The sequence below is a fragment of the Pseudomonas sp. AAC genome (assembly GCF_000725445.1).
Lineage (GTDB): Bacteria > Pseudomonadota > Gammaproteobacteria > Pseudomonadales > Pseudomonadaceae > Pseudomonas > Pseudomonas citronellolis.
Genome location: NZ_KL647095.1, coordinates 519504 through 541719, shown reverse-complemented (window position 1 = coordinate 541719; position 22216 = coordinate 519504). Strand labels below are relative to the sequence as shown.

Here is a 22216-nt window from a genome sequence, read left to right as displayed (position 1 = left end):
CTCACACCTTCGATACCTGGGGCCGGCCCAGGAGTCCTTGCGGTCGGAAGATGAGGATGGTCACCAGCAGCCCGAAGGCGAACACGTCCTTGTAGTCGGTGTTGACCATGCCGGAGAACTGCGCCTCGGCCACGCCCAGGATCAGGCCGCCGAGCATGGCCCCGGGCAGCGAGCCGATGCCGCCGAGCACCGCGGCGGTGAACGCCTTGATACCGATGATGAAGCCGGCGTAGAAGTCGAAGGTGCCGTAGTTCATGGTGATCAGCACGCCGGCCAGCGCGGCCATGGCGGCGCCGATGACGAACACGTAGGAGATCACCCGGTCGGTGTTGATGCCCAGGATCGAGGCCATCTTGCGGTCCTGCTGGGTGGCGCGGCACATGCGCCCGAGCTTGGTGTACTGGATCACGTAGGTGAGCACGGCCATGCCGGCGAAGGAGGCCAGCAGGATGAACAGCTTGGTGTAGGTCAGCTGCACCCAGCCGTCGCCGATGTGCAGCTTGAAGGCGCCTTCGAGCAGCGTCGGCACGCCCTGCTGGCGCGGGCCCTGGGCCAGCTGCACGTAGTTCTGCAGGATCAGCGACATGCCGATGGCGCTGATCAGCGGCGCCAGGCGCGTGGAGTTGCGCAGCGGCTTGTAGGCGATGCGCTCGATCACCCAGCCGTACACGCCGGTGACCAGGATGGTGAAGATCAGCGTGCCGAGGATCAGCAGCGGGAAGGAATGCAGGCCGAAGAAGGCCAGCAGCGCCAGGCCGATGGCAGAAAGGTAGGCCGATACCATGTAAACCTCGCCGTGGGCGAAGTTGATCATGCCGATGATGCCGTAGACCATCGTGTAACCGATGGCGATCAGGCCGTAGACCGACCCGAGGGTCAGCCCGTTGATCATTTGCTGGAGAAAGATGCCGTCCACGATTGGATACTCACGCAAGCGGGGCAGGAAAAGGCTGACGCAGCGCGCCTGATGCGGCTCGTGACCGCCAGCGGGCGACGTCGACCTGCGGGGATGCCGGCGCCGCTCGTGGCGGCGCCGGCAGGCGGCGCGTCAGGCCGGGATCACTTCTTGAAAGCGTCCAGCTGGTGGTACTTGCCCTTGTCGTCCCACTCGTAGACCACGTAGTCGGAGACTTTCAGGTCGCCCTTCTGGTCCCACTCCTTCTTGCCCATCACGGTCTGCACCGGGTGCGACTTCAGCCACTTGGCGGCGGCCGCCGGGTCGGTCTTGCCAGCACCGTTGAAGCCGGCCGCAAGGGCCTGCACCGAGGCGTAGGCGTAGAGGGTGTAGCCTTCGGGCTCGAAGCCGCCGGCGCGGAACTTCTCGACCACCGCCTTGCCGTCGGGGATCAGCCGCGGGTCGGCGCCGAAGGTCATCAGCACGCCCTTGACGTACTGCGGGCCGCCGGCGGTGGTGACCAGCTCGTCGGTGACGATGCCGTCGTCGGACATGAACTTGGCGGTCAGGCCCTGTTCGCGCATCTGCCGCACCAGCGGGCCGGCCTCGGGGTGCAGGCCGCCGAAGTAGACGACCTCGGCGCCGGAAGCGCGGATCTTGGTGACCAGGGCGTTGAAGTCCTTCTCGCCGCGGGTCAGGCCTTCGTACAGGACTTCCTTCACGCCGCGCTTGTTCAGCTGCGCGCGGGTGGCGTCGGCCAGGCCCTGGCCGTAGGTGTCCTTGTCGTGGATGACCGCGACCTTCTTGGCCTTGAGCACATCGACGATGTAGTCGCCGGCGACGATGCCCTGCTGGTCGTCGCGGCCGCACATGCGGAACATGCCGGAAAGGCCGCGCTCGGTGACCTGCGGGTTGGTCGAGCCGGGGGTGATGGCGATGATGCCGGCCTCGTCGTAGACCTCGGAGGCGGGGATGGTGGAGGAGGAGCAGAAGTGGCCGACCACCGCCACCGCCTTGTCTTCGTCGACCAGGCGGTTGGCCACGGCCACGGCCTGTTTCGGCTCGCAGGCGTCGTCCGCCTTCACCAGCTTGATCTTCTCGCCGTTGACGCCGCCGGCGGCGTTGATGTCCTCGGCGGCCTGGGTCGCTCCGCGCCAGTATTGCTCGCCGAAGGATGCGTTGGCCCCGGTGTGCGGGCCGGCGACGCCGATCACTACGTCGGCCTGGGCGAGAGAAGTCATGCCCATCGCGGCGGTTACCGCCAGGGCCAGAAAGCCTTTTCTGAAAATCTTCTGCGACATGGAGTTTTGCTCCTGAGGTTTTTGTGGTGACGCGCGAAACAACAGATGTTGGCGATTAGCCAACAGCAAGCCGCGTGCCATCCGTTTTTGTTATTCGAAAAGTCGGACAGCAGAACCGGCCAGGGCCGGCAGAAAACAGCTTTTGGCGTGTGCAACCCCCAAAAATAAAAGGTGCAACCCAAACATCCGATAGGCGCAACCATCCATCCCGCGAGCTGGCACAACCAGCAGCCAACGGGCGCAACCCGAGCGGTAACCATCGCTGTCACCTAACTGCACATTCTCGGTGCGCGCCCATCGAGGTAACGCACCAAAAAGGCTAGACCAAAGTGCAGAAGGGGCCAGACGAGGCGGACGAGGCCGGGCGCCCCCGTCCCGGGCGCGCCGCTAGATCACCACGCGCAGGCACTGCCCGGCGTGGTAGAGCGAGAAGCCCGCCTCGTACAGGCAGCTGCGCAGGCCCGCCGCGGAAACCTCCTCCAGCGGCCGCAGGGGCATGGGCAGGGCGCTGGCCTCGCCGCGCAACAGGAAGTCGGCGAAGGCCTTGCCCACCACGGTGCCGGTGGTCACCCCACGGCCGTTGTAGCCGCTCATGGCGAGCAGCCCCGAGGCCGGCTCGAACAGGCGCATCAGATGGTCGGGGGTGAAGTCGATGCAGCCGGTCCAGGTGAATTCCCAGTCCACCTTGCCCAGCCGCGGGAAGTAGTGCTGCTGGATGCGGTCGGCCCAGCTGCGGATGAACCACTCCGGCTTGCCGGTGCCCTTGCCCAGGCTGCCGAGCAGCAGGCGGCCGTCGGCGTCGCGGCGGATGCTGCTGAGCACCTGGCGGGTGTCCCAGGAGCCCTGGCCGCCGGGCAGGATGCGCGCGGCCTCGGCGCCCTCCAGCGGGCGCGAGGCGACCTGGTAGTAGTAGCCGGGGAAGAAGGTGCGGCGCAGTTGCGTCCACTCGCCCTCGGTGTAGGCGCTGGAGGCGATCACCACCTTCTGCGCCAGCACGCTGCCCTCGCCGGTGATGACGCGCCAGGCAGTGCCCTCGCGCTCCAGCGCGGTCACCGCCGAGTTGTGGTACAGCCCGCCGCCCAGCTCGACCACGGCGCGGGCCAGGCCGCTGACGTAGGCCATGGGGTTGAGGGTGCCGGCGCGGCGGTCGAGCAGCGCGCCGGCGATCCGCTCGGTGCCGCAGGCCTCGGCGCAGGCCGCGCCGGTGAGCAGCTCGACCGGGGCGCCACGGCGCTGCCATTGCTCGCAGCGGCTGCGCAGGTCGTCCAGGCCGCGCTGGTTGTGGGCCATGTGCAGGGTGCCCTCGCGGCGCGCCTGGCAGTCGATGGCGTACTTGTCGATCAGCGAGAAGACCAGCGAGGGCGCCGCGCCGAGCATGCGGTTGAGGCGCGAGCCGACCTCCTGGCCCATGCCCGCCTCGATCTCGTCCGGCGGAATCCACAGGCCGGCATTGACCAGCCCGACGTTGCGCCCGGCGCCGCCATGGCCGGTGCGATGGGCCTCCAGCACACAGACGCTGCGCCCCGCCTCCAGCAGGTGCAGGGCCGCGGAGAGCCCGGTGAAGCCGGCGCCGACGACGCATACGTCGGCCTCGTGTTCCCCCAGCAGCGACGGCGCCTGCGGCCGCTCGGGGGTCAGGTGTTCCCACAGACACTCTTGGCGAAGCGACATCCGCTGATCCTTGTACAAGGAGCTGCAAGCGGCAAGCGGCAAGCTCCAAGAAAGAGCCTGCCGCCCCACCCACAGCTAGAAGTCACACCCTGGTCTTGCGCTTTCAGCTTGCAGCTTGCAGCTAATCGAACACTATGCCCTGGGCCAACGGCAACTCCCGCGACCAGTTCACGGTGTTGGTCTGCCGGCGCATGTAGGCCTTCCAGGCGTCGGAGCCGGACTCGCGGCCGCCGCCGGTTTCCTTCTCGCCGCCGAAGGCGCCGCCGATTTCCGCGCCGCTGGGGCCGATGTTGACGTTGGCGATGCCGCAGTCGCTGCCGATCGCCGACATGAAGGCTTCCGCCTCGCGCAGGTCGGTGGTGAACACGCAGGACGACAGGCCCTGGGGCACGGCGTTGTTCAGCGCCACCGCCTCATCGAAGTCCTTGTAGGGGATCACGTAGAGGATCGGGGCGAAGGTCTCGCTGCGCACCACGTCGCTCTGCTCGGGCATCTCGACGATGGCCGGGGAGACGTAGAAGGCGTCGGGGAACTGCTGTTGCAGCTGGCGCTCGCCGCCGAACACCACGCCGCCCTCGCCGCGCGCCTGCTCCAGCGCGCCCTGCATGGCCAGGAAGCTGCGTTCGTCGATCAGCGGGCCGACCAGGTTGCCCTGCAGCGGGTGGCCGATGCGCACTTTCGAATACGCGGCCTTCAGGCGCGCGACTATCTCGTCCTTCACCGACTCGTGGGCGATCAGCCGGCGCAGGGTGGTGCAGCGCTGCCCAGCGGTGCCCACGGCGCTGAACAGGATGGCGCGCACGGCCATGTCCAGGTCGGCGCTGGGGGCCAGGATCATGGCGTTGTTGCCGCCCAGCTCGAGGATGCTGCGGCCGAAGCGCGCGGCGACGCGCGGGCCCACTTCGCGGCCCATGCGGGTGCTGCCGGTGGCGCTGACCAGGGCCACGCGCGGGTCGTCCACCAGGGCCTCGCCGGCGGCGCGGTCGCCGATCAGCACCTGGCTGAGGCAGGCCGGGGCGTCGCCGAACTGCGCCAGGGCCTTGTCGAACAGCGCCTGGCAGGCCAGCGCGGTGAGCGGCGTCTTCTCCGACGGCTTCCACACCACCGGGTTGCCGCACACCAGGGCCAGCGCGGTGTTCCACGACCACACGGCGACCGGGAAGTTGAAGGCGCTGATGACGCCGACCACGCCCAGCGGCTGCCAGGTCTCGCGCATGTGGTGGCCGGGGCGCTCGGAGGCGATGGTCAGGCCGTAGAGCTGGCGCGACAGGCCGACGGCGAAGTCGCAGATGTCGATCATCTCCTGCACTTCGCCCTGGCCTTCCTGGGTGATCTTGCCGGCCTCCCAGGACACCAGCTCGCCCAGCTCGGCCTTGTGCGCGCGCAGTTGCTCGCCGAACAGCCGCACCAGTTCGCCGCGGCGCGGCGCCGGCACCGCGCGCCAGGCGGCGAAGGCCTGGGCCGCGCGGCCGATCTTCTGCTCCACTTCGGCGGCGCTTTCCAGGCGCACGGCGCCCAGGCGGCTGCCGTCGATGGGGCTGTGGATGACATGGTCGCCGTTGGAGTAGAGGGAGGAATCGACTCCCAGTTTCTCGAGCAGTGCGGAAATCATCGCGTCTCCTGAGCCAGTCGGTTAAGCCATTGGAATGCAAGCAGTAATAACCGGCTTGCAGGCGGCCAACAAACGACGTTTCCTATGCACATCATTCCGTAAATTCATGCCAGGGGTGGCTGCGCGTCGGCGGAGCCGCCCTACCGGCATTCACAGAGCCGATCACGACGATGCTCAACAAACGCCACCTGCCCTCCATGACCGCCCTGCAGTGCTTCGAGGCCGTGGCCCGGCACCTGAGCTTCACCCGCGCCTCGGAGGAGCTGGCGCTGACCCAGAGCGCGGTGAGCAAGCAGGTGGCGCAGCTGGAGGAAATGCTCCAGCACCTGCTGTTCCGCCGCGTGCGCCGGCGCCTGCAACTGACCCCGGCGGGCGAGCTGTACCTGCAGGAGGTGCGCAAGATCCTCAGCCAGGTGGAGCTGTCCACCCGTTACCTGCTGTCCTACGGCGGCGAGACCGAGGTGCTGCGCGTGTCCACCCCGCCCACTTTCGGTGCGCGCTGGCTGATCCCGCTGCTCAACGGCTGGCGTCACCGCCACCCGAACATCCACCTGGACCTGCGCCAGGAACTGGAGCCCGACGACCTGCTGCACTCGCGCTGCGACGTGGCTTTCTTCTTCGGCCCCGGCACCCTGCCCGGCGCCGAGTGCCTGCACCTGTTCGGCGAGGAAATGCTGCCGGTGTGCTCGCCGGCGCTCCTCCCGGCGCAGCCGCTGGAAGACCCGCTGCAACTGGACGAACTGGTGCTGCTGCAGAACGCCACCCGCCCGGAGGCCTGGCACGAGTGGTTCGCCAGCCTCGACCGGCGCAGCGAGCACAGCTTCCACGGGCCGCGCTTCGACACCTTCTACATGTGCATCCGCGCCGCCCAGGCCGGCTGCGGCGTGGCCCTGCTGCCGCGCTTCCTGGTGGAGGAGGAACTGGCCGAAGGCAAGCTGGTGGTCGCCTGGCCGCACAGCCTGCAGAGCCGCAGCGCCTACTACCTGGCCTACCCCGAGCAGGCCGCGGCGGTACCCAAGGTGCGCGCCTTCGTCGAGTGGATCGGCGAGCACCTGCAACAGCCCTGAAGCGCCCGCGACCATCCGGGCATCGCCCGGCACGCCGCGTGCTGGTATTTTTTCCGCATCCGACGGGCCGCGCCCGTCCACAACCGGACAGAGAAGCCCATGAAAACCATCCAAGACGACATCGCCAAGGACCTCAACGTGCAGCGGCCCTTCGCCACCGAGGCCGACGTGCAGGCGGAAATCCAGCGCCGCATCCGCTTCATCCAGGACTGCCTGCGCGAGTCGGGCACCAGGACCCTGGTGCTGGGCATCAGCGGCGGTGTCGATTCCCTCACCGCCGGCATGCTCTGCCAGCGCGCCGTGGAAGGCCTGCGCGAGGAAACCGGCAACCCGGACTACCGCTTCATCGCCGTGCGCCTGCCCTACAACGTGCAGGGCGACGAGTCCGACGCCCAGGCGGCGGTGGACTGCATCGCCCCGGACGAGCGCCACACGGTGAACATCGGCCCGGCGGTCCAGGCCCTGGCCGAGCAGACCCGCGCCCTCGACGGCCTGCCCGCCGCCACCGTGGACTTCGCCCTGGGCAACACCAAGGCGCGCATGCGCATGGTCGCCCAGTACACCATCGCCAACGCCCGCCAGGGCCTGGTGGTGGGCACCGACCACGCTGCCGAGGCGGTGATGGGCTTCTTCACCAAGTTCGGCGACGGCGCCTGCGACATCGCCCCGCTGACCGGCCTGGTGAAGCACCAGGTGCGCACCATCGCCCGCACCCTGGGCGCCCCGGAATTCCTCGTGGAAAAAGTGCCCACCGCCGACCTCGAAGACCTCGCCCCGGGCAAGCCGGACGAACACGCCCACGGCGTGACCTACCAGGAGATCGACGCCTTCCTGCACGGCCAGCCGGTCAGCCCGGAAGCCTTCGAGATCATCAAGCGCACCTACGAGAAGACCCACCACAAGCGGCAGCTGCCGAAGGCGCCGTAAGCGCGCCCTGCGCCATGCCCTGTAGGAGCGACTGTCTTGCAAGCCGCGCCGGGGCGCTTTTCGTAGGATGGGTTGAGCTTGCGAAACCCATGCGGTTGCTCTGATGGGTATCGCTTCGCTCAACACCATCCTACGGGTCTCGTGCTTGCCGGAGGGGGTAGCGGACCTTGTCCGCGATAGCCGGCCCCACCGGCGCGATTCGCGGATGAGATCCGCTCCTACGCTGCCCCACCCGCGCCATTCCATGTAGGAGCGCGCCCTGCGCGCGATTTCGCGGGCAGGGCCCGCTCCTACAGGTTGCCGGGAGGCACGGTATTCCTCCCCCCGTAGGAGCGGACCTTGTCCGCGATTAGCCGGAACCTCCGGCGCGATTCGCGGATGAGATCCGCTCCTACGCTGCCCCACCCGCGCCATTCCATGTAGGAGCGCGCCCTGCGCGCGAATCGCGGGCAGGGCCCGCTCCTACAGGTTGCCGGGAGGCACGGTATTCCTCCCCCGTAGGAGCGGAGCTTCTCCGCGATGTATCGGCGCGATTCGCGGATGAGATCCGCTCCTACGCTGCCCCGCCTGCGCCATTCCCCTGTAGGAGCGCGCCCTGCGCGCGATTTCGCGGGCAGGGCCCGCTCCTACAGGTTGCCGGGAGGCACGGTATTCCTCCCCCCGTAGGAGCGGGCCTTGTCCGCGATGGGCCGGAACCTTCGGCGCGATTCGCGGATGAGATCCGCTCCTACGCTGCCCCACCCGCGCCATTCCATGTAGGAGCGCGCCCTGCGCGCGATTTCGCGGACGGAGTCCGCTCCTACAGGTTGCCGGGGGACACGGTATTCCGCTTCTATGCCACCCGCGCCGGCAGCACGTACTGCCACACCGCGATGAAGTGCAGCAGGCTGCCGGCGATCACGAACAGGTGCCAGATGCCGTGCCAGTGGCGGAAGCGTTCGTCGTAGGCGAAGAACAGGATGCCGATGGTGTAGCTGGCCCCGCCGGCCACCAGCCAGGCCAGGCCGCCCGGGCCGAGGGCGCGGTACAGCGGGCCCAGGGCGATCAGCACGATCCAGCCCATCACCGCGTAGATGACGATGGACAGCACCCGCGCCTCGGAGCGCGGCTTGAGTTCCTGCAGCATGCCCAGCACCGCCAGGCTCCAGACGATGCCGAACAGCGTCCAGCCCCAGGCGCCCTTGAGGCTCACCAGGCAGAAGGGCGTGTAGCTGCCGGCGATCAGCAGGTAGATCGACAGGTGGTCGAGCTTGCGCAGGATCGCCTTGGCCCGCCCGCGCACGCTGTGGTAGGTGGTGGAGACGCTGTAGAGCAGCAGCAGGCTGCCGCTGTAGACCGAGACGCCGACTATCTTCAGCGCATCGCCGAGCAGGCTGCTGGCGATCACCAGCCAGGTGCCGCCCACCAGCGCCGCCACGGCGCCGAGCAGGTGGGTCCAGGCATTGAATCGTTCACCGTGGTACACGTTCTTCCCCCCTGACGCGACCCAGGCACGGCGGGTCGCCTACCAGGATAAGTTAAAACGAAAAAGCCCGGCTGCAAGCCGGGCTTTCGTACGAAGCGACGAACTCACTTCAGAGCGAGGGTGCCCTTCATCATTGCCGAGTGGCCCGGGAAGCTGCAGAAGAACATGTACTGCTCGCCTTCCTTCAGCTTGGAGACATCGAAGCTCACCGAGTCTTTCTCGCCGGAGCCGATGATCTTGGTGTGGGCGATCACGCGGGTATCGCCGTCCTTCAGGTAGTTCTTGTCCAGGCCGGCGGCCATGCCGTCGGCGACCACGCCCTGCATGTCGGCGGCGGTGGTCAGCACCCAGTTGTGGCCCATGACGTTCTTCGGCAGGGCGCCGGGGTGGGACAGGTTCACGGTGAAGGTCTTGCAGCTCTTGTCCACGCTGATGGCGTTGGTGTTGAACTGCATCTGGTCGTTGCCTTGAATGTCCACCGAGCATTCGGCAGCCAGCAGCGGGGCGCTGAACAGACCGAGCAGGGTGACAGCAGCGAGTTTGTGGAACATACGAGCCTCCTGGGCAGGTTGGGCGGAGAATCCGGAACGGCAGACTGCCCGATAGTCGGGCGGCGCCTGCTGATCCAGGTCAATTCGGTGCGGGCGGCGCCATAGTCTTGCCAGCATGCAGTTCTATCAGGCTGATACGAACTTTCAACGAGGCAAATTAGCGCGCCCCGTCCAGCATAGACCGTCACGGATGCCTGACGGAGAGCGTCGCCATGCACGACAAATCGGATACAAACATGTATACAATTTTTCAGCAAGTCCTCGCGTGCTATGCCCAGGGCGCCTGCGGCGGCTAGGTCGGCCATGGCGGCTTGGAGCGCGGACACGCAGCAGTTACTCTGACGACCGTTTTGACGGTCACGGAGTTCCAGACAATGACCTTGCGTTCCATCTGCGTATTCTGCGGCGCCAGCCCCGGTGCCAGCCCCATTTACCGCGAAGCGGCCGAGAGCCTCGGCCGGCACATCGCCGAGCGCGGCCTGCGCCTGGTCTATGGCGGCGGCGCCGTGGGCCTGATGGGCATGGTGGCCGATGCCGCCCTGGCCGCCGGCGGCGAGGTGGTGGGGATCATCCCGCAGAGCCTGAAAGAGGCGGAAATCGGCCACAAGGGCCTGAGCCGCCTGGAAGTGGTCGACGGCATGCACGCGCGCAAGGCGCGCATGGCCGAGCTGAGCGACGCCTTCATCGCCCTGCCCGGCGGCCTGGGCACCCTGGAGGAACTCTTCGAGGTCTGGACCTGGGGCCAACTGGGCTACCACGCCAAGCCCCTGGGCCTGCTGGAAGTGAACGGCTTCTACGACCCGCTGCTGAGCTTCCTCGACCACCTGGTGCAGGAGCGCTTCGTCCGTGCGGAACACCGCCAGATGCTGCAGCGCGGCGCCACCCCGGCCGAACTGATCGACGCCCTGCAGGCCTGGAAGCCCCTGGCCGCGCCCAAGTGGGTCGACCGCGCGCCGACCTAGCGCCAGCACTCGCTGGTGGCCGGGCTGCGCTGGCCCAGGGCGTTGAGCGTCAGGGTGCCGCAGCGGGGATCGTTGCGTTGCGGCTCGACCTCCAGCAGGTAGCCGCCATCGCCATCTTCGCCGGCCGACAGCGTCAGGCCGTAGCGCCCATTGCGCGAGGTCGCCTGCAGGCCGAGAGAGGCGATTTTTTTATTGTCCACCATATAGCGACGGTTCTGCGCGAAGAAGCGTTCCTGGCGCGCCGCCGCCTCCATCAGCAGGGCCTGGCCTTCGGCGCGGTCGGAACGCCGCACGTATTCCACGTAGCTGGGATAGGCGACGCTGGCCAGGATGCCGACGATGACCACGACGATCATCAGCTCCAGCAGGCTGAAGCCGTTCTGCCCGCTCATTCCGATGCCTCCATCTGGCGCCAGCTCTGCCGGCCCGGGCGGATGCCGTCGTAGAAACGCACCGCCCCTTCGCTGCCGTGGGCGACACCCAGGCCGCTGGACAGGTCGAAGCCGAGGGACGCCCCGCCCAGGCCGCCGGGGAGCAGCACACCGGCGACCTTGTTGCCGTCGTCACGGTCCCGCGCATCGACCACGCCGTCGTTGTTGTAGTCCAGCGCGTCCGTCAGCGGCGCCCCGCCAGTCAGGGGGTTGAGCGCCAGCAGCCAGGTGCTGACGCCATCCTGGCAGGGGTCGGCGTTCGGCGTCAGGGTGGCGAACAAGGCCAGCCGGCCGCTGCTGGCCGGGTCGGCGACGACCTGCTCGCCGGTCTGCGGCAGGTCCAGCAGCCAGCCATGCACGCCGTTGCCGCCCGCGCCGGGCTTCTGCGCAACGGGCGCCCAGGCCAGCGGGTTGCTGCTGAGGCTTCGGTAGCTGTCGGCGATCTTGGTGAACTCCTGGGCCTGGAGCCTGCTGCGCGTCACCGTCGAGTCGTTGCCGCCCTGCTCTCCCGCGACCAGCCGGTCCCAGATGCCGTAGAGGCTCATCGCCCGGCTGGTGTCGGCCTCGGCGTCGTGGACCTCGAAGTATTTGCCGGTGCCCAGCAGCGCCAGCACGCCCTGGCCCGAGGGATGGCGGACCAGCCAGGGCGCCGCGGTGATGGGCTGTACCTCGCCCTCTTTGCCCGGAGCAAGAGGGGCAAGGCGGGCGCGGAACAGCGGCCGGCCGGCCAGCCCGACCCGGTAGTCGGAGGCGCTGGCGGAGTCGGGGCCGCCATATCCGCCCTGGCTGGTGGCCTTGTAGAGGTCGAAGCGCCAGAGGTTGCCGAGCAGGTCGCCGGCGTAGGCATGGTCGACGATGCCGTCGCCGTCCATGTCCGCGGCGCGGGGGCTGGACAGGCCGTTGGCGGCATCGCCGCCCCGGCTCACGTTGAGTTCGCGCAGCAGCGAGCCGGTGGCGATGTCGATCAGGTAGAGCACCGCCATGTCCTGCAGGCCGTCGTAGCCGTTGGCCGCCAGCACCGCCCACTGGCCGCTGTGCAGGCGGGTGATGACCGGGCGCGCCAAGGTATGGCCGAGGCGTGCGAACGGGCCGGCGCCGCCTTCGATCTCCCAGAGCAGCTTCGGCTGCTGCGGGTCGGTGACGTCCAGGGCGAAGAGCGCGCGGCCGCCGGCGCCGAGGCCGCCGACCAGCACGGTGCGCCAGGCGCCGTCGAAGAACACGTCTTCGGCGACCAGGGGGCCGTCCACCAGGTAGCGATGCTCCGCAATGGTGTAGCGCGGATCGGTCAACCGGTACATGCCGGCCAGGGCGGGACGGGGCACGAAGGCGAAGACCTCTTCGCCGGTCTCGGCGTCGAAGGCGTGCAGCATGCCGTCGTTGGCGCCGACGTAGATCATGCTGCGCCGCGAGGCCTGCGCCGCCTTGAATTCGCTGTAGGCGCCGTCCCTGCTGCTCAGGCCGTCATTGTCGGGGCTTTCCAGGCGGTCGCGCGGCAGCGCCGGGCGGGACGGCGCCGTCACCAGCAGCGGCGCCGAGTTGACGATGTCGCCGAGCAGCCCGCCGCGCACGCGGAACTCGCTCCCTTCGAGGTCGCGCTTGCCGGCCAGGTACTGCACGCGTGCTTCGCCGCGGGAGTCCTGGTCGCCGGAGAGCGTCTGGTTGAAGACGCGCCGCTGCCCGCTGTCGAGGTTGCTCCAGGCGAAGTCCACCAGGCTCTTGCCCTTGCCCATGAGTACCCGCCGCGGGTTCTTGCGCGCGTCGAGCAGCGCCTTGGCGCTCCACAGCTGCTGCCGGCCGGCGTTCGCCGGTTGCAGGTACTTGACCAGGTCGCCGCTCCAGTCCTCGCTGGAGAAGGAGGCGACGTAGACATGCGCCTGGTCCTTCACCTCGCCGGCCGCCACCGCCGGCCGCGCCGCCGAGGCCGCACGGTTGACGATGCGCGAGAGGATGCTGGCGAAGGCGTCGACCATCTGCTGCGGGTCCTCGGCGCTGAAGAACTCGCCGCGGGAGTTGATCGCCGCGTGCCAGAGGTCGTAGACGTTGTTTTCATGATCGGAGCTCGCTGGCGGCCAGGCGATGCTGCCATTGGCCAGGCCCTGGTAGCCGGCCCCCTCGAAGGTGCCGCCGGACCATTGCGGGCTGAGCAGCGAGTGCCCCAGGCCCAGGCCCATGGTGAAAGTCACCAGGTGCTGCCAGGTCGCCGGGTTGTTGCGCGGGTCCCAGTATTGCCGGGTGGCATCCGCCTGGGCGAAGGGAACGTAGGGCTTCAGCTCGTTGGCAAGGTCCGTGCGCGCATCGGTGGCCCAGTAGTGGAAGGCCAGGTCGGCCAGGGTGTTCTTCGCCCCGTCCTTGAAGGGCGAGCGGGCCGCATAGTGAGCGCCGTCCGGCAACGTCCTGCCGCTACCATCGACGTTGCCGCCCACCGAGCCCGCCCTGCCGTTCCACAGCCCATCGGTCATCATCAGGTGATAGCTGGGGCGACAGGTGAATTTCGGCTCTTTCTTGCCGCCGGGCTCGAAGTCGTAGGCTGGGCCGTCCTCGTCGGCGATGAATTTGCCGGCCCGGTCCAGCGCCTGGCGCAGAGGCGTACCGCCGCTGAACCTGACGCTCGACAGCCAGTGGAAGAAATCCGCGCGGTGCTTCTTGGCGAATGGACGAAACGGGTTGCCACCGCTGTAGCTGATGCCGTTGCACCCCCACTGCCCGTCGAGCTGGCTGCAGCCGTTCAAATCCTGCCAGGTCAGCCGGATGGACTCGGGCAGGCTGTTGAAGGCCAGGTTGGCGGCGCTCTGGGTGGCCAGGGCGCGGTTGCGGTAGAAGGCGTACCAGATGGCGAAGTTCTCCCGTTCGTCCTCGCCGTTCGGGCCGGAGTTCGCGCCGACCTTGACCAGTTTGTAGCACTTGTCGTCGGTCGAGGACGCCGAGCAGCCGCTCAGGCTCGCGTCGAACCTGTAGTAGTAGGCCGGCACACCATGCTGGGTAAGGTCCACCGTGGAGGTGCCCGCGAACAAATCGTAACTACAGGGAACCCACCTGCCGTTGAGATGCCCATCGCATGAGAACCACCCCGTGCGCTTGATCTCCAGCCTAAGGCCGGGAGCGAGGTCACCATCCCAGGTCTGCCCGGTGGACAGCGAAGCGCTGCGCTTGAAGTCGCTTTCGGGATTCTTCGTCTGCTCGAGATCGCTCGACGAATCCGGAGAATAACGCCAGGTCACCCGGTACTCATTGGCCAGGTCGATCGTCTCGCGTCTTTCATCGAAGCCGTTACGCCTGACCCGGGTGAAATCGAAACCACCGCCCTGGCTGACGGGGTATTCGCGCACCGTCAGTCGACCGTTGCTGAAGGTGACCTGCTTCGGCACCCGGTAGGTCAGTTGGGGGTTGTAGTACATCGGGTTGTAGCTGGCCGCCTTGGCCCGACGACTATCGGCGTGCTTACCGATGGCATCGGGAACGTAAGCCATGTGCATGCTGCCGGAACTGTCCATCGTCAGGATCAGGTTCGGCGCCACCGTCTGGCTGAGGAACAGCGGCTGCTGGCTGATGTGCAGCTTATCGGCGCTCGCCGGCATGGCCAGCCAGGCCGCTGCCAGGCCGAGGAAGAGACGGGGGTAGTGGCGGCGAAGGCTCATCGGTTTTCCTCAGTTCACGTAGCGCCGGGCGAAGACCGATTGCAGGAGCACCGGCGTGCGCCCGTCATCGCTCCCGGCATAGACGTCGGCGTAGTAGTAGTCGGTGCGCAGCTGCGGCTCGTCGAGGTTGCCCAGGTTCAGGCCGTCGCCATCGCTGGCGAAGTAGGCGGCGTGCTGGCGCAGCGTCCGGTCGAAGCCGCTCTGGCCGTCGGCGCCGCGGTAGTCGATGGCGTTCTGCGCCTTTCCCCACCACTCGCCCGGATCGCTGCTCCAGCTCCACTGCCAGGCGCCCTGCTCGTCGACGCGCCGCACGCTGTCCACCTGCAGCACGCAGAGGCCCTGGCGCCCGGCGCAACTGGCGCCGCGCAGGTCGTCGCCGCCGGCGATATCCGCCAGGCGCCGCTCGACGTTGCGCAAGGCCGATTCGGCCGCGTTGAAGGCGCGCACCTGTTCCGCGCGGTTGCCGGCCAGGCGGAACTCCAACTGGCTGGCGGAGATGCCGGACAGGGCCAGCACGGTCATCAGCAGCAGCATGACCAGCGCCACGACGAGCACGGCGCCGCCCTGGGCCGTTGCGCTTGCACGGACATTCATGGCTTCAGGTTCCTCTGGGCGATGGCGGCGAAGGCGATCTGCAACGGACGGGTGTCGCTGGCGGCGATGGCGGGGGCTCGGCCACTCAGCGCCTGCCAGTCGTTGCGCACCCCGCTGACGATGCCGTCGCCCTGGCCGCCCTTGCCGGCGAACAGCAGGTACAGGCCGACCTGCTGTACTTGCTCGGTGCTGTCGGCCAGCGGCTGGAAGCTGAAATCCACCATGTCCTCGACCAGCACGCTGGCGGAACCGGGGCCGCTTCCCCCTTCGACGAAGGAAGTGCAAGTCAGCTTTCCGGCGTTGCTGTCCAGCGCCAGGTGGGCGACCACGTTGAGCGGTTTCGTCGAGAAAGGCAGCGACGCGCCACTGCAGTCCGCCTCTTGCGCCTCCAGGCCACGCTGGTAGCGCACGCACAAGGCCGCGCTCCTGTTGCCCTGGGCCAGGGCCAGCGTCTGCCCGGCGGCGAAAGCCGGACAGCCATGGACGGCTCCCCGTGCCGGGAAGGCTTCCTCGGCTATTTGCGCCTGGGGCCTGGCCCGGTAGCCGGCGCGTGCCACCAGGCGCTCGATGGAGTGGGTGGCGAAACGGGCATTGCCCTGGTTGGCCAGTTGGCCGAACTGGAACTGGGCGTGGCGCTTCTGGTCGAGGAACAACTGGGTGACACCGATGATCAGCACGCTGCCGAGCAGCAGCGCCACCATCAGTTCGACCAGCGACAGGCCCCGCTGGCCATGCTGCAGATGGGAGGCTCTCATTTCACAGCTCCGCGCGCAGCACGTAGCTGCACACGCCCCCGTCGCACATTTTCGAACGCTTGTCGGCCCAGGCGACGCGGATCATCACCAGGGAACCGGCGTCGGAACAGGCTTCGCCCGAAGCGCTGCGGCAGACCGCGAACTCCTTCGTCAGGAGGTCCGCGGTCACCGGCAGCAAGCGCTCGATCCGGCCACGCCAGCAGCCGAGGTCGGCGGTCGCGACGCCGTCGCCACCGCTACCGCGCTGCCGTGTCCCGCAGTTGTCTGGTATGGCTGGAAAGACGGACTTCTCGGCCTTGAAATACTTCGACTCGCCGTTCAACTGCCCCGTCGCGTCGAGCACCGCGTCGCGGTTGCTGCGCATCATCTCCAGCAGGTCGTGGGCGAGCATCACCGCGTTGCCCTGCAGGATGGCCGCCTGGGTGTTCTGCACCGCCTGCGACTGCAGGGCGAGCATGCCCAGGCCGCCCACCGTCAGCACCAGCAGCGCCACCAGCACCTCGATCAGGCCGACGCCCGCGCATGCGGCCCTCATGAGCAGCCTCCGCTGGCCGGCAAGGCTATCTGCCCGCTGGCGAGGATGCGGATGCGCTGGCAGGTCGCGCCGTCCACGGCCGGGCAGATGCTGATGCAGGTCGCGTTGCCGCCCAGGCGCCCATCGGCGCGGAAGACGATGCTGTTAGCAGCGCTGGCCAGGACGACGGCGTCACGCAGCGTCACCTGCCGCAGGCTGGTGCTGCCGGCCGTCACCGCCAGAGTCCCGCGCCAGGTACTGCCCTGGGCCGGCTTCAGTGTGACGGAGCGCCCGCGGCTGGCCGCCTCGCTGCGGGTATAGAGCAGCAGCGCATACAGCTCCTGGGCGGCGCCCTGCACCTGCTGGCTGCGTACCAGTTGGGTGAAGCCGGGCACCGCGATGGCGAGGGTGATGGCCAGCACGGCCAGGGTGACGAGCAGCTCGATCAGGCTGAAAGCGGCGAAACGGGAATGGCGTGGCATCGGGCCCCCGGGCGATGAAGACGGCGACCGGCGCGGGAAGCGTCGGTCGAGGTCCACCCAGGGTGCGCTTGTCGACGGGGGGAATATGCAGGATGAATCGCCAGCTTCGGCGGGGCCTCCCCACTCGCGGGAAGGTGAAATTTCCTATGGCGGCAGGAAAGCTCCTGCGCACTCACCGGCTGTCGAGGATTGACGACCGCCCATCCCCAACGGCGTAGGAAAACGCATTCGGAAGCACCAGGGGCACCCTTGCGGTGCCCCTGCGTGTGGCGCGGCGATCAGTTGGCGGATTGCTGCTGCACGATGATGGTCTGCGCCGGCATCGGCGCCGGGAAGCCGGTGCCCAGGGCTTCCTTGATGGTGCGGTTGGTGTCGAAGTAGACCTGCCAGTAGTTGTCGTTGTGGCAGTACGGGCGCACCGCCAGCACCGGGCCGACCAGGTTGAACTCGAGGATCTCCACCTCCACCGGTGGCTCGTCGAGCACGTTGGGGATCTGCGCGATGCGCTCCTTGAGCAGGGCCGTGGCGGCCGCGTAGTCGGCGGCGCCGGACAACTGGGCCTTGAGTTCGACGCGGCGGAAGGGGTTGTGGCTGTAGTTCTGGATGGTGTCGCCGAAGACCTTGTTGTTGCCCACCAGGGTCAGCACGTTGTCCGGGGTGTTGATGGCGGTGGAGAACAGGCCGATCTCCTTGACCGTGCCGGTGACGCCGGCGGCGGTGATGAAATCGCCGACCTTGAACGGCCGCAGGACGATGATGAAGCCGCCGGCGGCGAGGTTTGCCAGCAGCCCCGACCAGGCCATGCCGATGGCCACGCCGGCCGCGGCGATCAGCGCCGCCAGGCTGGTGGTCTGCACGCCGAAGTAGCCGAGGATGCCGATCACCAGGACGATGTTGAGGGTCACGGTGATGAAGGAGCCGACGTAGCGCAGCAGCGTCGGGTCGACGCTCTGCCGGGCCAGGGCCCGCTCGACCATGCCCACCGCCAGGCCGATCAGCCAGCGGCCGATCACCCAGAAGGCGATGGCGGCGAGGATCTTGATGCCGAAGGCCAGGGCGTACTGCTGCACCAGCGACCAGATTTCGTTGAACTTCTCCGTACCCACGTTGACGATGTTCGTGTCGCCCATGGCCTGGCCCATCCGTTGATTGGGAAATGACCAGGGAAAAGCTAGCACGCCGTTTGCGGCTTGCCCGGCGGGTGGGGTTGTCAGGAGCAACTAACTTGCCGGCTGCGCAGAGGCGCTTTTCGTAGGATGGGTTGAGCTTGCGAAACCCATGCGGCCTTGGTGATGGGTATCGCTTCGCTCAACCCATCCTACGACGGCGTTTCTCCTGCACCACCCTCACCCCAACCCTCTCCCGCAAGCGGGAGAGGGGGCTGTCCTGAGCGGGTGGGGAATCCGGGGGCATCCTGGTACACCTGGCTACGAACAGCGCTTGCCCGTAGGGCGCAAGATCGTAGCGGACCTTGTCCGCGATAGCCGGAACCACCGGCGCGATTCGCGGATGAGATCCGCTACGCTGCCCCACCCACGCCATTCCCCTGCGCGCGTTTCGCGGGCAGGGCCCGCTCCTACAGGCTGACGCCGAACCTCCAGCCCACGCCGAACGGCCCCCTCTCCCTCCGGGAGAGGGCTGGGGTGAGGGAGCGGAGTCAACCGGATACACAGCAGCCACCCGCAAGCACCGTTCGCGAGCAAGCTCGCTCCCACAGGCTGACGCCGAACCTCCAGCCCACGCCGAACGGCCCCCTCTCCCTCCGGGAGAGGGCTGGGGTGAGGGAACGGAGTCAACCGGACACGCAGCAGCCACCCGCAAGCACCGTTCGCGAGCAAGAACTAGGCGTCCCCCTCGATCCTACGGAGAGCACCTCGGAGCCTGGCCGTGTTGCTCCGTCACACCGCCAATTCCCAATGCGGCATCACCGTCACCCGCACTTCCGGGTCGTGGCTGCCGCCGCCGAGGATCACCCCGCGCAGCGGCGAGACGTCGGCGAAGTCGCGGCCCCAGGCCAGGGTGATGTGTTCCAGGGCCGGGAGGATGTTGTTGGTGGGGTCGAAGTCCACCCAGCCATTGGCCGGGCAGTACAGCGAGACCCAGGCGTGGGAGGCGTCGGCGCCGATCAGGCGCGGTTGGCCGGGTGGCGGGCGGGTCAGCAGGTAGCCGCTGACGTAGCGGGCCGCCAGGCCGCGCGAGCGCAGGCAGGCGAGCATCAGGTGGGCGAAGTCCTGGCACACGCCACGGCGGCGCTCCAGCACTTCGGTCAGCGGCGTCGCCACCTGGGTGGCTTCGGCGTCGAAGGCGAATTCGTCGAAGATTTTCTGCATCAGCGCCGCGGCGCCTTCCAGCAGCGGCCGGCCGGCGGGGAAGCAGTCGGCGGCGAATTCGGCGAACTGGCGCTTGATGCGCACGTAGGGCGATTCCATGCGGAAGCGGCAGGCTTCCAGTTCCTGCGCCGACAAGGCGCGGCCGCTGAAGGCCAGGCCGGCGGCCACTTGTTCCCAGGCCGGCGAGGCGTGCAGCGGCAGGCGCGGCAGCACTTCGATCTGCAGGCGGGCGTTCACCTGCAGTTCGTCGTGGGGCCGTTCGAAGGCCAGGCGCGTCAGCGGGTTGCCGAACACGTCGAAGCCGTCGCTGCGCTGGGTGGGCACGGGTTCGATCTGCAGTTCGCGGCCCAGGCAACGCTGCCGCGGGCAGTCGCGCGGCCACAGGTGCAGCAGTTGCTGCGACAGCGACACCGGCGCGGCATAGCGGTAGCGGGTGTCGTGGAACACCTGGTAGCGCGCCACCGGCGCGGGCGTTGGGGAAAGCTGGGCTTCGGCCATCAGGTGGACACCGTGCGCTGGCTGACGTCGTCGACGTGGGCGAAGTAGCGCAGGCCGAGGCGGTCGGATGCCTGGCCGGCGCCCTGCGCCAGTTCGCGCAGCAGGCGCGCCAGGCCGGCGAGCACTTCGTCCTGCCCGGCGCTGCCGAACAGCGGACTCTCCAGGGTGGCGAAGTCGAAGGCCAGCAGGCGCGCGGTGAGCAGCGCCAGTTCCTGCTCGCGGGGCATGCCGAATTCCTGGTGCAGGCGTTCCAGGGAACGCTCCAGGGCCTGCAGCTGAAAGTACAGGGCGTGGGGATTCTGCTCGTGCAGCAACAGCAGGTCGAGCACCGGGATCAGCTGCGGCCCGGCGAGGTAGCGCGAGCGGTAGGTGATGGTGCTGTTGCCCAGCTCCAGCAGCCATTCCAGGGCGCCCGGGTCCCAGGCCGCGCCGCCGTCGAGGAAGCCGGCGATGGCGTCGGCGAAGAACTGGATGCGCTCGATGCGCCGGCCGATCATCAGGAAGCGCCAGCCGTCGTCGCGGGTCATGTCGTCGAGGGCGAAGCCGGACAGCGCGGCCAGGGACATCAGCAGGCGGTTGAGGAAGTCCAGGGCGTCGCCCAGTTCGGTGTCGCGCGCATCCAGCGCCTGCAGGTCGCGCTGCAGTTCCATCAGCGCCAGCCAGTTCTCCCGCGACAGCCGCCCGCGCACCTGGGCGGCGGCCCAGTGCAGGCGGCGCAGGTTGGCGCAGAGGCTGTTGCTCCAGTGCTCGTCCAGCAGGGCCGCCAGCAGGCGCTGCTCCAGCGGCGCCTCGCCCTGGGAGATCAGGCCCATGGCGCCGGCCAGGTCCAGCGCGCTGCGCAGGGCCTGCTCGTCGCCGTCGGCATCGACGTAGCGCGACAGCACCACGCGCAGCAGCCGGGCGTTGTCGTCGCAGCGCTCGGCGTAGCGGCCGAACCAGTAGAGGTTCTCCACTACCCGCGAGGGCAGGTACGGGTCCTGCCGGATCAGGTCGCGCGCGCCTATGTTGCGCGGCCGCAGCGGCTCGCCGTGGACCGGGCGGTCGGCCAGCACCCAGGTGTCCTTGCTGGCCCCGCCGCGCTGCATGGAGACCACTTCGGCGTCCGCCGCCGAGGCCACCCGCGTCAGGCCGCCGGGCATCACCCAGTAGCGGCCGTCGCTGGCGGCCACGGCAAACACGCGCATGCCGATGGCGCGCGATTGCAGTTCGCCGTGCGCGCCGACCTGCTGCCACACCGGCGCCTGGGACAGCTGCGCCTGGCGCTGCGCCACGTAGGCGTGGGGCTGCGCGCGCAGGCGCTGGCACAGCTCGGTGCGGGCCGCCGGGCCCAGGGTGTGGCCGAACAGCGGCTCGAAGCTCTGCGAGGGGAAGGCCGGCTTGATGACCAGGCGGTCCAGCTCGCCCAGCGCCATGTCCAGGGCGCCCGGTTCGCCGCACCAGTGGGTCTGCACCGCCGGCAGCAGCAGGTCTTCGCCGAACAGCCGGCGGCTGGCCGCCGGCAGGAAGCCCAGCAGCCCCGGCGATTCCAGCACGCCGCTGCCCAGGGCGTTGGCCACCAGCACGCGGCCGCGGCGCACGGCGTCGAGCAGGCCGGGCACGCCGAGGGCGGAGTCGGTGCGCAGTTCCAGCGGGTCGCAGAAGTCGTCGTCCAGGCGCCGCAGCACCGCGTGGACGCGCTTCAGGCCACCGAGGGTCTTGAGGTAGAGGGTCGCGTCGCGCACCGTCAGGTCGTGGCCTTCCACCAGCGGGAAGCCCAGTTGGCGCGCCAGGTACAGGTGCTCGAAGTAGGTTTCGTTGAAGCGCCCCGGGGTCAGCAGCACCACCAGCGGCGTCTCGCCGTCGGCCGGGGCACAGTGCGCGAGGGTTTCCTGCAGGGTGCGGAAGTAACCGGCCAGGTACTGCACGCGCAGTTCGCGGTACAGCTCCGGCAGGGCGCGGGAGATGATCTGCCGGTTCTCCAGGGCGTAGCCGGCGCCGGAGGGCGCCTGGGTGCGGTCGGCGAGCACGTGCCAGCGGCCGTCGGCGTCGCGCGCCAGGTCCACGGCATAGCTGTGCAGGTAGATGCCACCGGGCACCGGCAAACCGCCGCAGGGCCAGAGGAAGTTGGGGTGGCCGTAGACCAGTTCGGTCGGCAGCACGCCCTCGGCGAGCAGGCGCTGCTCGCCGTAGAGGTCGGCCAGCACCGCGTTGAGCAGCCGCCCGCGTTGCGCCACGCCGGCGGCGATGCCGGCCCATTCCTCAGCGGACAGCAGGTTGGGCAGCAGGTCCAGCTCCCAGGGGCGGTCGGCGCCCTTGGGGTCGGCGTAGACGTTGTAGGTCACGCCATTTTCCTGGATCTGCCGCGCCAGCAGGGCCTGGCGCTGCTCCAGCTGCGCGGCGCTGGCGCGTTCCAGGCGCTGGACCAGGCGTTGCCAGTGCGGGCGCACGCCGCCCGCGGCGTCCAGCAGTTCGTGGTACGCCGTGGCGGACAGCGGGTAGTGGGCGAGCAACTCGGACATCAGGGACTCGGCGTGCAAGGCGGCCTGT

Annotated in this window: 18 protein-coding genes; 3 read left to right on the top strand and 15 right to left on the bottom strand. The window is 68.6% G+C overall.

Features of this window, described 5'->3' with window-relative positions; genetic code table 11:
* Window position 1 precedes the first annotated feature (1 nt).
* The 4 genes from FG99_RS07915 to FG99_RS07900 form a co-directional block, all read right to left on the bottom strand.
* Complete coding sequence (locus FG99_RS07915) at window positions 2–916, bottom strand: ABC transporter permease subunit (RefSeq protein WP_009613409.1); 915 nt, start codon at window positions 914–916, stop codon at window positions 2–4.
* A gap of 143 nt (window positions 917–1059) precedes the next feature.
* Window positions 1060–2196, bottom strand: a complete 1137-nt coding sequence (locus tag FG99_RS07910; protein ID WP_009613410.1) for a branched-chain amino acid ABC transporter substrate-binding protein — start codon at window positions 2194–2196, stop codon at window positions 1060–1062.
* Between the two features lie 387 nt (window positions 2197–2583).
* Window positions 2584–3867, bottom strand: coding sequence for an L-pipecolate oxidase (locus FG99_RS07905; protein WP_043268626.1), 1284 nt, complete (start codon window positions 3865–3867; stop codon window positions 2584–2586).
* A 121-nt stretch (window positions 3868–3988) separates the two neighbouring features.
* Complete coding sequence (locus tag FG99_RS07900) at window positions 3989–5479, bottom strand: L-piperidine-6-carboxylate dehydrogenase (protein WP_043268624.1); 1491 nt, start codon at window positions 5477–5479, stop codon at window positions 3989–3991.
* 170 nt (window positions 5480–5649) lie between these two features.
* Here FG99_RS07900 and FG99_RS07895 point away from each other — a divergent pair, with 170 nt between their 5' ends.
* Together FG99_RS07895 and nadE are read left to right on the top strand one after the other, a co-directional pair.
* A complete protein-coding gene (locus tag FG99_RS07895) occupies window positions 5650–6546 on the top strand; it encodes a LysR family transcriptional regulator (RefSeq protein ID WP_043268622.1) in 897 nt (298 codons plus the stop codon).
* Between the two features lie 99 nt (window positions 6547–6645).
* Complete coding sequence (gene nadE / locus FG99_RS07890) at window positions 6646–7473, top strand: ammonia-dependent NAD(+) synthetase (protein ID WP_009613414.1); 828 nt, start codon at window positions 6646–6648, stop codon at window positions 7471–7473.
* Between the two features lie 832 nt (window positions 7474–8305).
* Here the strand turns inward: nadE and FG99_RS07885 are convergent.
* Together FG99_RS07885 and azu are read right to left on the bottom strand one after the other, a co-directional pair.
* On the bottom strand, window positions 8306–8938 hold the full coding sequence (locus tag FG99_RS07885; protein WP_043268620.1) for a PAQR family membrane homeostasis protein TrhA: 633 nt from the start codon (window positions 8936–8938) through the stop codon (window positions 8306–8308).
* A gap of 104 nt (window positions 8939–9042) precedes the next feature.
* The gene (azu, locus tag FG99_RS07880; protein WP_009613416.1) at window positions 9043–9489 is read right to left on the bottom strand and encodes an azurin; all 447 of its coding nucleotides are present in this window, start codon (window positions 9487–9489) and stop codon (window positions 9043–9045) included.
* Window positions 9490–9863: 374 nt separating this feature from the next.
* Here azu and FG99_RS07875 point away from each other — a divergent pair, with 374 nt between their 5' ends.
* Window positions 9864–10451 carry an LOG family protein gene (locus tag FG99_RS07875; RefSeq protein ID WP_009613417.1) on the top strand — a complete coding sequence of 196 codons (588 nt, stop codon included), beginning with the start codon at window positions 9864–9866 and terminating at the stop codon, window positions 10449–10451.
* Here FG99_RS07875 and FG99_RS07870 read toward each other — a convergent pair.
* The 9 genes from FG99_RS07870 to FG99_RS07830 all read right to left on the bottom strand — a co-directional run bounded on the left by FG99_RS07870 (window position 10448) and on the right by FG99_RS07830 (window position 22188).
* Complete coding sequence (locus FG99_RS07870) at window positions 10448–10843, bottom strand: type IV pilin protein (RefSeq protein WP_043268618.1); 396 nt, start codon at window positions 10841–10843, stop codon at window positions 10448–10450. The genes FG99_RS07875 and FG99_RS07870 overlap by 4 nt on opposite strands.
* A complete protein-coding gene (locus tag FG99_RS07865) occupies window positions 10840–14517 on the bottom strand; it encodes a pilus assembly protein (protein ID WP_051878588.1) in 3678 nt (1225 codons plus the stop codon). Before FG99_RS07865 ends, FG99_RS07870 begins: the two co-directional genes overlap by 4 nt.
* A gap of 9 nt (window positions 14518–14526) precedes the next feature.
* The gene (locus tag FG99_RS30725) at window positions 14527–15111 is read right to left on the bottom strand and encodes a pilus assembly PilX family protein (protein ID WP_051878586.1); all 585 of its coding nucleotides are present in this window, start codon (window positions 15109–15111) and stop codon (window positions 14527–14529) included.
* Complete coding sequence (locus tag FG99_RS30720; protein WP_009613424.1) at window positions 15108–15866, bottom strand: PilW family protein; 759 nt, start codon at window positions 15864–15866, stop codon at window positions 15108–15110. The genes FG99_RS30725 and FG99_RS30720 overlap by 4 nt, the downstream gene beginning before the upstream one ends.
* A 1-nt stretch (window position 15867) precedes the next feature.
* Complete coding sequence (pilV, locus tag FG99_RS07850) at window positions 15868–16401, bottom strand: type IV pilus modification protein PilV (RefSeq protein ID WP_043268616.1); 534 nt, start codon at window positions 16399–16401, stop codon at window positions 15868–15870.
* A complete protein-coding gene (locus FG99_RS07845) occupies window positions 16398–16862 on the bottom strand; it encodes a GspH/FimT family pseudopilin (protein WP_051878584.1) in 465 nt (154 codons plus the stop codon). The genes pilV and FG99_RS07845 overlap by 4 nt, the downstream gene beginning before the upstream one ends.
* 278 nt (window positions 16863–17140) lie before the next feature.
* Window positions 17141–17992, bottom strand: coding sequence for a mechanosensitive ion channel family protein (locus FG99_RS07840; RefSeq protein WP_043269128.1), 852 nt, complete (start codon window positions 17990–17992; stop codon window positions 17141–17143).
* Between the two features lie 768 nt (window positions 17993–18760).
* Window positions 18761–19690, bottom strand: a complete 930-nt coding sequence (locus FG99_RS07835; RefSeq protein WP_141766098.1) for a transglutaminase family protein — start codon at window positions 19688–19690, stop codon at window positions 18761–18763.
* Entirely contained in the window at window positions 19690–22188 is a 2499-nt protein-coding gene (locus FG99_RS07830; RefSeq protein WP_043269124.1) for a circularly permuted type 2 ATP-grasp protein, read from the bottom strand. Before FG99_RS07830 ends, FG99_RS07835 begins: the two co-directional genes overlap by 1 nt.
* Window positions 22189–22216 lie beyond the last annotated feature (28 nt).